Here is a 15,922-nt window from a genome sequence, read left to right on the forward strand (position 1 = left end):
CCGCTATGAACGCCAACTTCGCCTCCTTTCTCTATCTGGTCTCCGGCATCCTGTTCATCCTGGCATTGCGCGGCCTGTCGCATCCGACCACCAGCCGCCAGGGCAACATGTACGGCATGATCGGCATGGGCATCGCCATCGCCACGACGCTGGCGCTGGCGACCCCTTCGGCCGGGCGCTTCGGCCTCATAGTGCTCGGGCTGCTGATAGGCGGCTCGGCCGGTGCGGTCACGGCACGGCGCATTGCCATGACCTCGATGCCGCAGCTGGTCGCCGCCTTCCACTCGCTGGTCGGTCTTGCCGCGGTCATGGTGGCGGCCGCCGCCATCTACGCACCGGAAAGCTTCGGCATCGGCACCGTCGCCGATATTCATGCCCAGGCACTGATCGAGATGAGCCTCGGCGTTGCCATAGGTGCCATCACCTTCACCGGCTCGGTCATCGCCTTTTTGAAGCTCGACGGCCGCATGTCGGGCAAGCCGATCATGATCGGTGGCCGCCACTTCATCAACGCGGCCCTGGGCATTGCGCTGATCGTGCTGATCGTGCTGCTCGTCACCGCCGAGTCCAAGGTGGTGTTCTGGCTGATCGTTGCCGCCTCGCTGGTGCTGGGTGTGCTTCTCATCATCCCGATTGGTGGCGCCGATATGCCGGTGGTCGTATCGATGCTGAATTCCTATTCGGGCTGGGCCGCCGCCGCCCTGGGCTTCACGCTCGGCAATCTGGCGCTGATCATCACCGGCGCGCTGGTCGGCTCGTCGGGCGCCATCCTGTCTTACATCATGTGCAAAGGCATGAACCGGAGCTTCATCTCGGTCATCCTCGGCGGCTTCGGCGGCGAGACATCAGCCATTGCCAATGACGGCATCGAGCGCACGGTCAAGCAGGGCTCGGCCGAGGATGCCGCCTATCTGATGATGAATGCGCAAAAGGTCATCATCGTGCCGGGCTACGGCATGGCCGTCGCCCAGGCGCAGCACGCGCTGCGCGAGATGGCCGACAAGCTCAAGGCCAACGGCGTCGACGTCAAATACGCCATCCACCCGGTTGCCGGCCGCATGCCCGGCCACATGAACGTGCTCTTGGCCGAAGCCAACGTGCCTTATGACGAAGTGTTCGAGCTGGAGGACGTCAACTCTGAGTTCGCGCAGGCCGACGTCGCCTATGTCATCGGCGCCAACGACGTCACCAATCCCTCGGCCCGTGACGACAAGTCGTCACCGATCTACGGCATGCCGATCCTCGATGTCGACAAGGCCCGCACCTGCCTGTTCGTCAAGCGCTCGCTCGGCTCCGGCTATGCCGGCATCGACAACACGCTGTTCTACAAGGACGGCACCATGATGCTGCTCGGCGACGCCAAGAAGATGACCGAGGAGATCGTCAAAGCGATGGATCACTGAAACGGCGTCGCTGCCAACTCACTGCCGATCGTCGAATACAGCCCGGCTCCGCACCGGGCTTTTTCTTGGCTGCTACCGGTTCTGAAGCTACGATGCCGACCCGTCGTCTTGCTAACGGCGTCATCGTGGAGGTGCTGGTGCCCGACCCTGGTTCTGCTGCATTGCCGGCCGCCGATCTGACCGCAGCAGAGAAGGCGCCACGCAAGCGCAGCCAGGCGGTGGTGGTCGTGCACGGCATGGGCGAGCAGCGGCCCATGGACACGTTGAGGGAGTTTGTCCAGGCCGTATGGAGCCACGATCCGGCCCGTGCACCGTTCTATGCCCATGTCCCCGATCCGGCCGACCCGATGGGTGCCAAGATCAACCAGAGCTGGATCACGCCCGACAGCCGGACCAATTCGCACGAACTCCGCCGGATCACCACGCCCTATGATGTCGATGGCCGCCGCACCGATTTCTACGAGCTGTACTGGGCCGACATCACCCAGGGCACGACCCGAAGCCGCCTTGCTGCCTGGGTGACGACCCTGCTCTGGCGCAAGCCGGCCGATATTCCGCGCGATGTGCTCAAACTCTATGTCGTCACGCTTTTGGCCACCATCGTCGTCCTCGGCGCGGCGCTGGCGCTCGCAACGTCGACCTGGCAAGGCTACATCTCCTGGACGACCGGTGTGCTTGTCACGGTTCTGGCATCGTTCGTCATCTGGTCGGTGGACCAGTTTGGCTTGCCTCATTTCGGCGACGTCGCCGCCTATGTGCGGGCCGAAGCGGCAACGGTCGAGAAGCGGGCACTGGTCCGCGAGCGTGGCCTCAAGCTGCTGAAGCGTCTCATGATGGACGATGCCTATGACCGCATCGTGCTGGTCTCGCACAGCCTCGGGTCGATCATCGCCTATGATCTGTTGCAGATATTGTGGGCCGATTTCAGGCCTAGAAAGTTGGAAGCCATTCGCGACAAAGCGAGGCTGAAGGCGATCCACGCCGTCGACAAGGCGACGCTGGCCGCCGATGCCTCCGCGTGGCCCGACAGCCTCGATGACCTCCCCGCATTCCGGCGCAGCCAATGGGAGCTCTACCGGCAGCTTCGCGTCGGCGACGCCGATCATCCGCTGCCGTGGAAGATCAGCGATTTCGTCACGCTCGGCAGTCCGCTGACCCACAGCGAGTTTCTGGTGACTTACAACCTCGCCGAATTCAGGCGCGGCATCGCCGAGCGCCTGTTTTCGGCATGCCCGCCGATCGCCGACAGGGCGGCGGGCGGGACCATGCTCTACCAGGAAGGGCGCAGCCATTCCGGCAAGCCGCAGCGGGCGGTGCATCATGGCGCGGTGTTTGCCGCGACGCGCTGGACCAATATTTTCGACAGGGGCAATGGCTGGCTGACCGGCGACCCGATTTCAGGGCGGATGACGGAAAATTTTGGTCCCGGCGTGGAAAACATCCAGGTCGAGCTGCGCGGCTCGGGCGGCCGCGTCTTCACGCACAGGCTCTACTGGTCGCTGACGGCGAGCGGCGTCGAGGTCAACGCGCCGGCCGGCGTACAGCCGCGCTCGCACCTTGCCGTGCTGCGCGATGCGGTCGATCTCGGCCGCAAACTGGAAGCTGAGCTGTAGGCGGCGAGCAGCGCACGACAATGCCGCGGCGGCAGTTCAAAGCAAGGTCCCCTTCGGGCGTAATCTTTCCGAAGCGGACCGAGTTCGCTTAGTCACCGATCAACGATTGGTTAGGAAAATCGCTTCCTCGTCGTCGCGCTGCCTGCCGCCAAGTGCTGCAGCCGCGCTGGCAATGAAGGCCCCGACGACCAGCGACAGCGCGCCAATCAGCGAGAAGGTGGCGCCTGCCTTTCTGGCGGTGTCGGCCGCGTGCTGGGCCTTGACCTTGGCGTCCTGCGATCTGGCGATTACCGTATCGACGCGAGCGGTGGCATCCGCTTCGGACAGGCCTGTGCGGGCGGCCACCAGCCGCGACAGATAGGTCTTGTCGTCGGCCGATATTTCGCCTGCTGCGGCACTCGCGATTAGAATGCGCGATGCCTGCGCCGTTGCCGCAGCGTCGCTCTCCGGATTGGCGGCAGCGAGCCTTGCCGGATCGGCCGGGCGGAACAGCGTATCGACGAAATACGATGTGGCGTTGTCAGTCGAGGCGCTACCCGCGTTTGCAGCAGCACCTGCCGAAGCGCCCATTGCCGCGCCCGATGCCACAGTCGAAGCAGCCTGGACACCGGTACCTATCGCGGCCGAAAGCGCCGTGCCGAGCACGCCGGCGACGAGCAGCGTCGCCAGCGCCCAGGCCAGGAAGCCGTGAGCGGTATCGCGGAAGAAGACTTCATCGGTGTGGATGCCGACCCATTTGGTGCGCAGGCGTCCGGCGAGGTAGCCGCCCAGGGCCGACGACAGCCACTGCACGACGATCAGCCAGACGGCGGTGGAAACGGCGAAAGTGGTGACTGACGCACCCGAGCCTGACCATGGCGACACCATGCTCAGCCCAAGCCCGGAGCCGAGCAGCATCAAGATAAAGGTAAGCGTTGACGCAGCAAAGGCGCCGGCGACGATTGGCCCCCAGCTGACAGCAGTGGAAGCGGATTCCGTCGGGGCGGAAACGTCGACAGCTGTTACGGTGGACTGCATCGAAGCCTCCCTACCGTGCGAACAGCATGATCAGAATAATGATCGGAATTGGGACTCCGAGAAGCCAGAGCAAAATGCCACGTCCCATGGATGCCTCCTGCGGCGATTGTGATCAACTACAATGCCTTGAAAGCCTTTCCGTTCCGGCGGTCCTGGTGATCTTTGTTGCGTTGCAGCAGTCGTATTGGTGCGCCAAGGCGCACCAATACACTTCATGCCTGCTGGCTGGGTATCTGGATGGCGGCTCAGATGTCCAGATTGGCAACCGACAGCGCGTTTTCCTGGATGAATTCGCGCCTTGGCTCGACCTCGTCGCCCATCAGCCGTGAAAACAAGCTGTCCGCATCAGTCGCGTCATTGACCTTGACCTGTAACAGCGAGCGCACATTCGGGTCGAGCGTCGTTTCCCAGAGCTGCTCGGCGTTCATTTCGCCAAGGCCCTTGTAGCGCTGCATGGTCAGGCCCTTGCGGCCGGTGGCAAACACGGCATTGAGCAGTGCCAGCGGCCCCGAAATGGTTTCCGAGACATCCTTGCGGCGCAGCACCGGCGGCTCGCCGTAGATTTCCGCCAGGCGCGGCGCATAGCGGTCGAGCTGGCGTGCGTCGGCGGAATTGATCAATGCCAGGTCGAGATGCGCGAACTCCTTGACGCTGCGCACCGTTCGCTCGAAGACATAGCCGCCAATGCCCTCGTTCGAGGTCGACATGCGGCCGATCCAGCCGCGCTCGGTGTCCTCGGCGATAATGTCGAGACGACGGGCAACACGCTCGGCCGTTTCGTTGGCGCGGCGGAGGTCGGTGAAGATCTCCGGGTTGAGCGCGCCGGCAATCGCTGCCTGCTCGACCACGCCTCTGTTATAGCGCGTGTGCAATCCGTTGATGAGCTGGCGGACAGCCAAGGCGTCGTCGATGGCGCTGCGCAGGTCCTGTCCAGCCCGCACCTCGCCTGTGCTGAGCGCAAGCGACGCTTCTTCCAGCCCGGAGCCGATCAGGAATTCCTCGAAGGCGGCTTCGTCCTTGATGTATTGCGAGCTCTTCCCGCGCGTCACCTTGTAGAGCGGCGGCTGCGCGATGTAGAGATGCCCGCGTTCGATCAGTTCCGGCATCTGCCGGAAGAAGAAGGTCAGCAGCAAGGTGCGGATGTGGGCGCCGTCGACATCGGCGTCGGTCATCAGGATGATCTTGTGGTAGCGCAGCTTGTCGGCGTTGAACTCGTCCTTGCCGATCGAGGTGCCGAGCGCGGTGATCAGCGTGCCGATCATGTCGGAGCCGAGCATGCGGTCGAAGCGGGCGCGCTCGACATTGAGGATCTTGCCGCGCAGCGGAAGAATGGCCTGGTTCTGGCGCGAACGGCCGCCCTTGGCCGAGCCGCCGGCGCTGTCGCCCTCGACGATAAAGATCTCGGATTTCGCCGGATCGCGCTCCTGGCAATCGGCCAGCTTGCCGGGCAGCGAGGTGACGCCGAGCGAACTCTTGCGGGTGATGTCGCGTGCCTTGCGCGCGGCTTCGCGCGCGGCAGCGGCCTGGATGACCTTCTCGATGACCGCCTTGCCCTCGGTCGGGTGCTCCTCGAGCCAGGTGCCGAGCGCTTCGTTGACAAGCCCTTCGACCACCGGGCGGACCTCGGACGACACCAGCTTGTCCTTGGTCTGCGAGGAGAATTTCGGGTCGGGAACCTTGACCGACAGCACCGCGGTCAGCCCTTCGCGGCAATCATCGCCGATCAGCGCCACTTTTTCCTTCTTGGTCAGGCCCGAGGAGTCGCCATAGCCGGTTATCTGGCGCGTCAGCGCACCGCGGAAGCCTGCCAGATGCGTGCCGCCGTCGCGTTGCGGGATGTTGTTGGTGAAGGCCAGCACGTTCTCGTGGTAGCTGTCATTCCACCACATGGCGACTTCAACCGTGATGCCGTCGCGCTCGGCGCGGATCGAGATCGGCTTGTCGAGCAACGGCTTCTTCGTCCGGTCGAGATATCGGACGAACTCTTCCAGCCCGCCATCGTAGTGCAGTTCATGGCGCATGATGTCGGCATGGCGGGCATCGGTCAAAACGATGCGCACGCCGGAGTTCAGGAAGGCGAGCTCGCGCAGCCGATGCTCCAGCGTACCGTAGTCGAATTCGACCATGGTGAAAGTCTCGGACGACGGCAAAAACGTGATTTCGCTGCCGCTGCGCCCTTCATAGGTGCCGGGGACCTTGTCTTGTTCATAACTGCCGGTGATGCGCAGCGGCGCGTCGGCATTGCCATGCGTGAAACTCATCTCGTAGATCTGGCCGTTGCGGCGGATCTTCAGTTTCAGCCAGGCCGACAGGGCGTTGACGACCGACACGCCGACGCCGTGCAGGCCGCCTGAGACCTTGTAGGAGTTCTGGTCGAACTTGCCGCCGGCATGCAGCTGCGTCATGATCACTTCGGCCGCTGAAATGCCTTCGCCGGTGTGGATATCGGTCGGAATGCCGCGGCCATTGTCGATGACCGTCACCGATCCGTCCGGATTGAGCGTCACCGTCACCAGGTCGGCATGGCCGGCCAGTGCTTCGTCGATGGCGTTGTCGACCACCTCATAGACCATGTGGTGCAGGCCCGAGCCGTCGTCGGTATCGCCGATATACATGCCCGGCCGCTTGCGAACGGCATCCAAGCCCTTCAAAACCTTGATGGAATCGGCGCCGTATTCGGCTTCAACGCCGTTGGCGATGTCGGTCTGGTCGCTCATGAAAACCTGTCTGATTGATGCCGTGTGCAGAGCGCGAAAAATCGGCTTCGAATCGCGCATTTCTAATGTCGTAGATATAGGCGCAAAAGGCGGTTTTTCCAAGGTTTGCAGGCATTTCGGAACGGAATGACCATCGCGTGAGCCGGCTATCGGCGCCTGGCTTCGATCCTGGCCAGCCGCTCACGTAAAAACTTGATCATGAACTTGTGGCGCGGTGCCAACCGCCCGCTCCGGGCGAGCTCGAGCGTCATGTCGAGCGCCTTGGAAAGCACAGCCTTCGGGTCCTTTGCGACTTGGGCGTAGTCGATATAGGCGACCACCAGGTCGCGCTGCCAGGTGGCGTTGTCCGGATCGGACCGGGCAAGTTTCTCGCGAATGGCCAGGCTGTCCTGAAGGGCTTGCCGGGCGCCCCTGACGTCGCGCTGCCTGAGGCGCAGCGTGGCGACTTCGGACAGCGTTATCGACAAGTCCCGCTGCCAGTCGGAATTGGCGGGATCGAGCTTGGCCAGCCTCTGCGCAATCGCGTAGCTGTCCAGATAGGCTTTCAGCGCGCCTTTGTGGTCGCCCTGTATCGCCAGGATGCCGGCGACTTTCTCGATGCACACGGACAGGTCGCGCTGCCATTCGGTGTTGTTCGGGTCGCCGGCGGCGAGCACGCTGGCCTGCGAAAGTGCCTCACGATAAGCCGAAAGTGCCGCCGGCCAATTCTGCTGGTCGCTGAGCGCATTGCCGATCTTGGCGTTGCCGACCGACAGGTCGCGCTTCAACTCGGTGTCGTCCGGATCGCGTTTCGCCAGTTGCTTGACGATCGCCAGACCTTCCTTGTAGGCCGCCAGCGCCCCGGCGGCGTCGCCGCGTTCGCGCAGCAGGTCGCCTATCGTATCGTGGCTGACCGAGACGTCACGCTGCCGGTCGGCGTCTCCCGGTTTGTCCGCCGCCAGCGCCAGCCGCACCTTCAGGCTCTCTTCATAGGCCGCCTGTGCGTTGTCCAGTTGGCCTGCGATATGGGCAAGGTGACCGATCTCATCGTAGGTGATGGTCAGGTCGCGCTGCAGTTCGGCACGGTCCGGCTCTCCGGCGGCGAGCTGTTTCTTGATCGACAGGCTTTCCTGGTAGACCTCTGCGGCGCCGGCCAGATCGCCTTGCGTCGCCAATACGTTGCCGATCTTGTCGTCGGCCATGGCGAGGTCGCCGAACCACTCCAGATTGTCCGGTTCTGCCTCGGTCAGGCCCTGCAGAATGGTCTTGGCGGTCTCATAATTCTGCAGCGCTGACGGCAGATTGCCTTGCGCCATCCGCACGTTGCCGAGCTTGACGTGGCTGACGGCGAAGTCGCGCTTCACGTTGAGATCGGTTTCATGATGCGACCGCCGCTCGAGATCGGCTTGCAGCGCCTCGAAGGCACGGCCAGCCGCATCGATATTGCCGACCGTGGTATACAGCTTGCCGAGCTCGTCCAGCGTGCGGATCAAGCGGTCGGCGTCGTCGAGCGACAGCACCACCTGTCCGGCTTCGTCATAAAGCGCGAGCACGGACTCATAGTCCTTGATGGCTGTGGCGTAGTCGAGGTCGGCGCGCGCCGCCCCGCCGGACAAATAGCGCGTTGCGGCCTCGGAGAGCGTGCGGCTGACGAAATTGGCCTTCAAAGCGTTGCGAGAGACACTGTCGATCTCGGCTGCCTCGGCGAGCTTTTTCCGAGCCGCATCGAACGCTCCCAGCGAAAGCTGCTCTTCGGCCTGCCGGCGCAACGCCGACACTCTGAGATCGTCGGATCCAAGCGTCTGCATTTCGCTCCGCACCTTGACGAAGGCGTCGGCTGCCTCACGCAGCCTGGCGTTCAGACTGTCCGCGGAGAGGTGGCCGGCATCGGAACTGATCAACGCGCCATAGAGCGGTGCCAGCGGCATGTCGGCGTCGCTGGCGATCTTCTCCACTTCGCCGCGCATCTGAGGCGTCACCTCGGCCATGGCCAGCAACAGGCGTTCGCGTTCCGGCAATTTCTCCTTGGCCGAGGCGGCAAAGAACAGCTGCGGCAGGCCGCTCTCGACATAGGGCAATTGCTTACCGCGCGAGAGGTCGTAGACCTCCTGCTGCACGAGCGTCAGCACGGAGCGGATCTCGAGACCTTCGGTGCCGAGATATTTCGTCAACGCCGCGGTGAACGGCGAATTCTGGCCGGTCCCATCCGCGGCGGTCTCGCCGGGCGCCGCCGAGAAAGCAAACAGAATGTTTTCTGCCCGCCCGATGCGGCCAAGACCCGGCCGGACCTTGTCGCTGACCTCTTTTACCAGCGCCGTTGCGCCGCGGCCTTCGCCGCCCGTAGCCGCAAACGGATCGCTGCGGCAGGCATCGAGCACGATCAGTCCGACCTTGCTGGTGGCGGCGACGGTCGCGCGGATCTCCTCCAGCGGCAGGCTGGTCCTTTCCAGCGTAGCGAGCGACGACGCGTCTGCATCGACCGGCAGGAGCCGATTCTCGCCGGCTATCTCGACGCCGTGGCCGGAGAAGAACACCAGTGCCACGTCGGCGCCTTTGGCATCCTCGCGGAAATCGTCAAGCGCCCGGCGCATGCGCCGCAGGTCGCGGTTGGTTTCGAGGAAGACCTCGAAACCGAGCTTCCTCAGCACCGTTTCCATGATCTCGCCGTCATTGACGGGATTGGCGAGCGGCCGGATCAGCCGGTAGTCGTTCTCGGCGATGACCAGCGCAGCGCGCCGCTCCGCCATTGCAGCGGAGGCCGTCGAGAGGATCAGCAGCAAGGCAAACAGAAAACGCAAATCGAACCGCCCCGGCCCGGTCATTTGCCGGAGCATTCCATCTCTTTATGGCATGAGCAAGTTATGGCATCGGCCAGTTCGGCCGTTCGCGTTGTTAGCTGGCGCGCATCGGCCTCAGCGCTTCGCTCCAGCGGAACAGCTCGTCCAGCATGGTCCTGGCCCCGCCGAGCACCTGCTCGCTGGGCAGGAAGGCGCCGGTCTCGTCGAGCAGCTTCTGGTACATCGGCAGCGCCACGCCTTCCGGAATCGGCATGACACCGACGGCGGTCAGCAACGGTTTGACCGCCTGCGCCGCTCGCAAACCGCCGGAGACACCGCCGTAGCTGAGGATGGCGGCCGGCTTGTATCGCCATTCCCTGAGCAGGTAGTCGACCGCGTTGACGATCGCGGGAGCGGTGAAATAATTGTACTCCGGCGCCACGAAGACGAATGCGTCGGCGGCGTCGATTGCCTTCGACCACGCTTTCGTGTGGCTGTTTTCGTATTTGGCGAGCCTCGGATGATGCGGCTCGTCCAGCACCGGCAAATTGAAGGCGGCGATGTCGGTGAGCACCGGCTCGAATTTCCCGTGCTCGCGCGCAAAGCTCTCCAGCCAATTTGCGAAAACCGGCCCGGCGCGGCCCGGCCGCGTGCTGCCGATGATGACGTTCAACTGGTGCTTCAAGGCAGGCTCCCGCCGGTTAGTGGCATCTGTGGTGCTGCCACCTAAGACACGCAGCCCGACACAGCAAGCAGGCACTTTCCGGTGCCCCGGTCACATTCCAGAGAGCGGATGCTTCGCCTTGTCGTCCAGTCACATGGACGCCTGCCTTGCCCGCCACTACATTGAGGTGTCAGCGGAGCAAGCCATGGACAGTCAGCCCGTCCCCTTCGTCCCGCCGGCGCCGAAGCCGCGCACCGCGCCGCCTTCAACGCTGGAGATGATCCGCATCGTCTACCGCAATCCGCTCGAACTGTGGGGTGAGGCGACCTACAACGAGCCCTGGATTTCGGTGAACGGCGTCGGGGGACCGCTGGTCATCGCCAACGATCCCGGCCTCATCCGCCATGTGCTTGTCGACAACGCCAAGAACTACAAGATGGCCACGGTGCGCCAGTTGATCCTGCGGCCGATCTTGCGCGACGGGCTGCTGACCGCCGAGGGCGAAGTGTGGCGGCGTTCGCGCAAGGCGATGGCGCCGGTGTTCACGCCGCGCCACATCTTCGGCTTCGCCGAGCCGATGCTGACACGCACGCTCGAATTCGTCACCCGTTACGAGCAAGGTGGCACGTCGGATATCGCCCACGACATGACGCTGCTCACCTTCGATATCCTGGCCGAGACGCTGTTTTCGGGCGAGATATCGGGCGAGCCCGGTAGCTTCGCCAAGGAGATCGATCGCCTGTTCGAGACGATGGGCCGGGTCGATCCGCTCGACCTTTTGCGTGCGCCCGACTGGCTGCCGCGCCTGACCCGCATCCGCGGCCGCAAGACCATGGCCTACTTCCGCAAGATCGTCACCGACACGGTGCAGATGCGCGAGGCGCGGCTGAGGCGCGCTCCGGACACCGTGCCGCAGGATTTTCTCACGCTGCTGTTGAAGGCTGAGGGACCGGGCGGGCTGACCCGGGCCGAGGTCGAGGACAACATCATCACCTTCATCGGTGCCGGCCACGAGACTACGGCCAGGGCGCTCGGCTGGACGCTCTACTGCCTTGCCGAAGCGCCGTGGGAGCGCGAAAAGATCGAGCACGAGATCGATGCGGTGTTGGCGCGTGAGCCCGACCCGACGAAATGGCTCGACGCCATGCCGCTCACCCGCGCCGCCTTCGACGAGGCGCTCAGGCTCTATCCGCCGGCGCCATCGATCAACCGCGAACCGATCGAGCCCGAAACCTGGAACGGCCTCTACATACCGCGACGTGCCGCGGTGCTGGTGATGCCGTGGGTCGTCCACCGCCATCGCAAGCTGTGGGACAGGCCCGACGCCTTCATGCCGGAACGCTTCCATCCGGGAAACCGCGAGAAGATCGACCGTTTCCAGTATTTGCCGTTCGGCGCCGGGCCTCGCGTCTGCATCGGCGCCAGCTTTGCCATGCAGGAGGCAATCATCGCGTTGGCGATCATGCTGTCGCGCTATCGTTTCGATACCACCGCGCAAACCCGCCCCTGGCCGGTGCAGAAGCTGACGACGCAGCCGCAAGGCGGGCTGCCTATGCAGGTTACCAGGCGCGCGGCGTAGGCAACCCGACGTCCGTTCGTGTTATGCGGCGGTCTTGCGTTGGAACTGGCCGGCGGCGCGGTAGCGCCAGAGATAGCTGGGCAGGATGGTTCCGATCGACCGCGGCTGGATACCGAGGCCGGCGAGCGTCCTGTTGTCCTTGACGGCGGCATCCGACACCACATTGTGCTGGCGCAACAGCAGGACCTGGTCCTTGGTCAACAACGGATTGGGCAGCAGCCCGAGAATTGATGCCTGGAAGTTCGCCAGCCACCATGGCACGGGCAGCAAAAACCGCTTGCGTTCGATGATGACAAGCAGCTCTTGCATGCATTCCTTGAAGCTAAGCACCTGCGGCCCGCCGAGTTCATAGATCCGGCCGCCCTGGACCTTGCCGTCGACCGAGTGTGCCACCGCTTCGGCGACGTCGCCGACATAGACCGGCTGGAATTTCGTCTGCCCGCCGCCGATCAGCGGCAGCACTGGGGAAAAGCGAGCCATGTTTGCAAAGCGGTTGAAGAAACCGTCCTCCGGCCCGAAATTGATCGATGGCCGAAAGATCACGGCGTCCTGGACCGTCTCAAGAACGGCCTTTTCGCCGAGCGCCTTGGTACGCGCGTAGTCCGATTGCGCGTGGAGATCCGCACCCAGAGCCGAGATATGGGTGAGGCCGGCGCCGACGGCGCGCGCCGCTTCAGCGACAGCCCGCGCGCCGAACTCGTGGACGGCAGTGAATTTCTGCCGGCCGGCCTCATGCGCGATCGCCACCAGATTGACGACATGGTCCGCGCCTTGCACGGCGCGGTCGACCGACCAGCGCACCCGGACATTGGCTTGCACCGGCTGGATCTGCCCGACATTGCCGAGCGGCTGCAGGTGGCCGGCGAGATCGGGCCGGCGGCAGGCGACCCGGATGCGGTAGCCGCGCTTGGCCAGCGCCCGCACGACATGACGACCGACAAAGCCGGAGCCGCCGAACACGACGACGAGCTTTGGGGTCTGCAGGATTTCGGTCATGGCTGGCTCCGGCGGCTATCCAGATGGCTTGGTTGAAGCCGTTTCATAGTCGGTTTCGCGCCAAAGGCAAAGGGCGACCATCGGTCGCCCGGCATTGTTGAAGCATGATTTCCAGTATCCGTTGGAAACGGCAGAAAACCCGCCGACGCCGGGCTTTAGGGTAACTCCATTCGGGACAGGAACCTTTGTTCCGGCCGGCGATTTTAGGATGTATGATTTGATTCCGAATGGAGGATATTGCCGATGACGACAAAACGCGTTGCGATCTTCGCTCTGGCTTTCGCAACAGGCTGCAGCATTGGTGCCTCGGCATTCGCGGCAAACCGGCATCACCACCAAGCTCAACCCGAACGCTACGTTCCGGCCAACGGCAACATCATCGACATTCTGTTCGGTGGCCCGCGCTACTATGACAACCACCTGTTCACGACGGCCGCCGAACCCTGCTCCTACAACAGGGTAGGGCCGGACGCGAATGCGGCGAACGTCATCAACGATCATTATTGCGGGAAGTAGGCTCGCGCTGCCGGATCGGCAGGCGTTCTCAGCCGCTCATCGGACAAACGAATTTCTTCAGGACGAATAGCGGGCGGCGAATTCGGAAATGCGCTGCACCACGGCTTTCGGCGCGCTTATGCCGCGCGCGGCCGCCTTCTCCGCGGCCTCGGCCCGGGCACGCCCCGGCACATGCACGCCATAGCGCCGCCGCAGCCGGTCGAGTTGATCCTTCATCCGCTTTTCGAAGTCCGGATCGAGCAGCTTGGGCTCGACGGCAAGCACGAACAGGCCGGTCCCCGGACTGTCCGGCCCGCCGCTGAACCATGGCGCATCGAGCGACCAGTTGGCGCCCGACAGGCCCGCAGCCAGCACCTCGACCATCAGCGCGATGTTGGCGCCGCGCTGGCCGCCGAAGGCAAGCATGGCGCCCTTCATTGCAGCTGCCGGGTCCGTGGTCGGATTGCCGCTCGCATCCAGTGCCCAGCCTTCGGGTATCTTCTTGCCGTCCTCGGCCGCCTTGCGGATGTTGACGAAGGCGGTGGCGCTCGACGATTGGTCGATGACCAGCGCCGCCCCGTCCGCGGCGGGTGCCGCAAAGGACATCGGGTTGGTGCAGTAGACCGGCTTGACCGAGCCCGAGCCGGCAAGCACGGCCGGGCCGTTGGTGGCGGCGAACGACACCAATCCCTGCGCGGCCAGCCTTCCGGTGAAATAGCCGAGCGCGCCGCACGTATAGGCATTCTTCTGCGAAAAAATCGCGACGCCGAACAGCCGCGCCGCCTTGGCGAGTTCATCGATCGTGCGGTCGAAACCGGTATGCGCCAGTCCGCCGCGCGCATCGGAGAGATAGACCGCGAGCGCCGGCCTGGTGATCACCGGATCGGCGTTGCCGTCGATGCGGCCGGCTTCCAGCGCTTCGAGATAATCGATGAAGTGCGACAGCCCAACGGTCGACAGTCCTTCCGCCTCGGCCGCGACGATCGAGGCAGCCAGCGACTGCGCCGCCTCTTCGTTGGCGCCAGCGCCAAGTGCGGCCATCCGGCACAGCCCTGTCGCCTGGTCGAGACTGAGTTGCATCGTAGCTGCCCTGAAATTTCAGCGAGTAGCGAATAGGGAGTAGCGAGTAGGGAAATCAGCAAAACTATTCGCTATTCACTACTCCCTATTCGCTAACCGATCTTGTTCGGAATCCGCGCCTCGATCTTGCCCAGGGTGAAGACGAGAATGCCGGTGATCGCCATATAGATCAACGCCAGGAGCAGCAAGGGTTCATAGGTGAGGTAGGTATCCTGACGCACCTTTGAAGAGACGGCGAATATGTCGATCACGCTGATGGTCGCCACCAGCGGCGTCGATTTCAGCTGCAGCACGATTTCGCCCGTCAGTGTCGGCAGCGCGCGGTAGAAGGCCTGCGGCAGCCAGATTCGCCGGAAAATCCTCCAGCGGCTCATGCCGAAGGCGCGGGCGGCTTCCAATTGGCCTTTCGGTACGCCGGCAAAAGCGCCTCGCATCACCTCGCCCTCATAGCCGGCGAAGGACAGCGTCAGCCCGAGCACGCCATAGGGCCATGCCTGCCTCAGATAGGGCCACATCCAGGACTCGCGAATCCATGGATATTGTGGAAACAGCGAGCCCAGCCCGTAATAGAGCAACCAGAGCTGCAGCAGCAGCGGCGTTCCCCTGATGACCGTGCAGAAGGCCTTGGCGGGCGCCGCGAACCAGAAAGAGCCTGCGGCTTGTGCCAGTCCGAGCGGCATGGCGAGCAGGAAGCCCAGCGTGCAGGTGACGGCAAGAATCCACAGCGCGCGCCAGATGCCGAGCAGTCCCATCCCGTAATATTTCGGCAGCCAGTCCCAGCGCATGAAGACGGCCGCCGCCAAAACCAGCCCCAGCGCGATCAGGATCAGCGCGATACGATGCGGCTTCAGCCACAGCGAAGCGCGTGCGGCTATCTCGACGGCCGCTTCGCCAGTCATCGCCGGGCCAGCCATCACCGGGCCTCCTTGAGCGACGGCATGCCGCGGCGGGCCCATGTCTCGATGCGGCCGATGATCAGATTCGAAACCAGCGTCAACAGAAGGTAGATCGCCCCGGCGGCGATAAAGAATGTCAGATAGGCTTTGGTCACGCCGGCCGCCTGCCGTGTCGCCAATGTCAGCTCGAAAAAGCCGACGACCGCCAGCAGGGCTGTGTCCTTGGTGGCGATCAGCCAGAGATTGGCAAGGCCGGGTATGGCGAACGGCAGCATCGCCGGCAGCGTGATGCGCCGCAGCAGCAGGCCGGGAGACATGCCATAGGCGCGCGCGGCTTCGATCTGGCCCTGCGGAATGGCGAGGATCGCGCCGCGGATCACCTCGGTCGAATAGGCGCCCTGGACGAAGCCGAGCACGGCAATGCCGGCCGCCAGCCCGCTAATGTCCATACGCTGATAGCCCGTTGCCGTCAGCATCTGATTGATCAGGTCGGTGCCGGCGTAATAGAGCAGAAGGATCAGCACCAGCTCCGGCACGGCGCGCACGACGGTCGTATAGACTGCCAGGAGATCGCGCACCACCGGACCACCATACAGCTTGCCGGAGGCGCCGCCGATGCCGATCAAAAGGCCGAGACAGGTGGCGCCGACCGCAATCTCGATCGTATGGAGCAGCCCGACGATGAGCGTTCCACCCCAGCCCGGCG

Annotated in this window: 12 protein-coding genes; 4 read left to right on the forward strand and 8 right to left on the reverse strand. The window is 63.8% G+C overall.

Going from position 1 to position 15,922, the window contains the following annotated elements; translation table 11 throughout:
- Positions 1–5 precede the first annotated feature (5 nt).
- Together NKH28_RS01315 and NKH28_RS01320 are read left to right on the forward strand one after the other, a co-directional pair.
- On the forward strand, positions 6–1,403 hold the full coding sequence (locus NKH28_RS01315; protein WP_352919238.1) for an NAD(P)(+) transhydrogenase (Re/Si-specific) subunit beta: 1,398 nt from the start codon (positions 6–8) through the stop codon (positions 1,401–1,403).
- Positions 1,404–1,495: 92 nt separating this feature from the next.
- Positions 1,496–3,016 carry a hypothetical protein gene (locus NKH28_RS01320; protein ID WP_352919241.1) on the forward strand — a complete coding sequence of 507 codons (1,521 nt, stop codon included), beginning with the start codon at positions 1,496–1,498 and terminating at the stop codon, positions 3,014–3,016.
- Between the two features lie 99 nt (positions 3,017–3,115).
- Here NKH28_RS01320 and NKH28_RS01325 read toward each other — a convergent pair whose 3' ends face one another.
- From NKH28_RS01325 to NKH28_RS01340, 4 genes are all read right to left on the reverse strand, one after another.
- Positions 3,116–4,033: a hypothetical protein gene (locus NKH28_RS01325; protein WP_352919244.1), complete on the reverse strand. Its 918-nt coding sequence runs from the start codon at positions 4,031–4,033 to the stop codon at positions 3,116–3,118.
- Between the two features lie 245 nt (positions 4,034–4,278).
- Positions 4,279–6,750 (reverse strand): DNA topoisomerase (ATP-hydrolyzing) subunit B, encoded by a 2,472-nt coding sequence (gene gyrB, locus NKH28_RS01330; RefSeq protein WP_352578576.1) that lies wholly within the window; start codon positions 6,748–6,750, stop codon positions 4,279–4,281.
- A gap of 146 nt (positions 6,751–6,896) precedes the next feature.
- On the reverse strand, positions 6,897–9,551 hold the full coding sequence (locus NKH28_RS01335) for a caspase family protein (RefSeq protein ID WP_352977577.1): 2,655 nt from the start codon (positions 9,549–9,551) through the stop codon (positions 6,897–6,899).
- 70 nt (positions 9,552–9,621) lie between these two features.
- Positions 9,622–10,191, reverse strand: a complete 570-nt coding sequence (locus NKH28_RS01340; protein ID WP_352469892.1) for an NADPH-dependent FMN reductase — start codon at positions 10,189–10,191, stop codon at positions 9,622–9,624.
- Between the two features lie 184 nt (positions 10,192–10,375).
- Here NKH28_RS01340 and NKH28_RS01345 point away from each other — a divergent pair, with 184 nt between their 5' ends.
- Positions 10,376–11,749 carry a cytochrome P450 gene (locus NKH28_RS01345; RefSeq protein WP_352919249.1) on the forward strand — a complete coding sequence of 458 codons (1,374 nt, stop codon included), beginning with the start codon at positions 10,376–10,378 and terminating at the stop codon, positions 11,747–11,749.
- Positions 11,750–11,770: 21 nt separating this feature from the next.
- Here NKH28_RS01345 and NKH28_RS01350 read toward each other — a convergent pair whose 3' ends face one another.
- The gene (locus tag NKH28_RS01350) at positions 11,771–12,745 is read right to left on the reverse strand and encodes a complex I NDUFA9 subunit family protein (protein ID WP_352767290.1); all 975 of its coding nucleotides are present in this window, start codon (positions 12,743–12,745) and stop codon (positions 11,771–11,773) included.
- A gap of 243 nt (positions 12,746–12,988) precedes the next feature.
- On the opposite strand from NKH28_RS01350, the gene NKH28_RS01355 reads away from it, so the two are divergent.
- Positions 12,989–13,261 (forward strand): hypothetical protein, encoded by a 273-nt coding sequence (locus NKH28_RS01355; protein ID WP_352454720.1) that lies wholly within the window; start codon positions 12,989–12,991, stop codon positions 13,259–13,261.
- Positions 13,262–13,318: 57 nt separating this feature from the next.
- Here NKH28_RS01355 and NKH28_RS01360 read toward each other — a convergent pair whose 3' ends face one another.
- The 3 genes from NKH28_RS01360 to NKH28_RS01370 form a co-directional block, all read right to left on the reverse strand.
- Positions 13,319–14,320 carry an Ldh family oxidoreductase gene (locus NKH28_RS01360; RefSeq protein ID WP_352540382.1) on the reverse strand — a complete coding sequence of 334 codons (1,002 nt, stop codon included), beginning with the start codon at positions 14,318–14,320 and terminating at the stop codon, positions 13,319–13,321.
- Between the two features lie 92 nt (positions 14,321–14,412).
- The gene (locus tag NKH28_RS01365) at positions 14,413–15,219 is read right to left on the reverse strand and encodes an ABC transporter permease (protein WP_352470176.1); all 807 of its coding nucleotides are present in this window, start codon (positions 15,217–15,219) and stop codon (positions 14,413–14,415) included.
- A 14-nt stretch (positions 15,220–15,233) separates the two neighbouring features.
- Positions 15,234–15,899 carry an ABC transporter permease gene (locus NKH28_RS01370; protein ID WP_352470177.1) on the reverse strand — a complete coding sequence of 222 codons (666 nt, stop codon included), beginning with the start codon at positions 15,897–15,899 and terminating at the stop codon, positions 15,234–15,236.
- Between the last annotated feature and the right edge of the window lie 23 nt (positions 15,900–15,922).

This window comes from Mesorhizobium sp. M1227 (genome assembly GCF_040318315.1).
Lineage (GTDB): Bacteria > Pseudomonadota > Alphaproteobacteria > Rhizobiales > Rhizobiaceae > Mesorhizobium.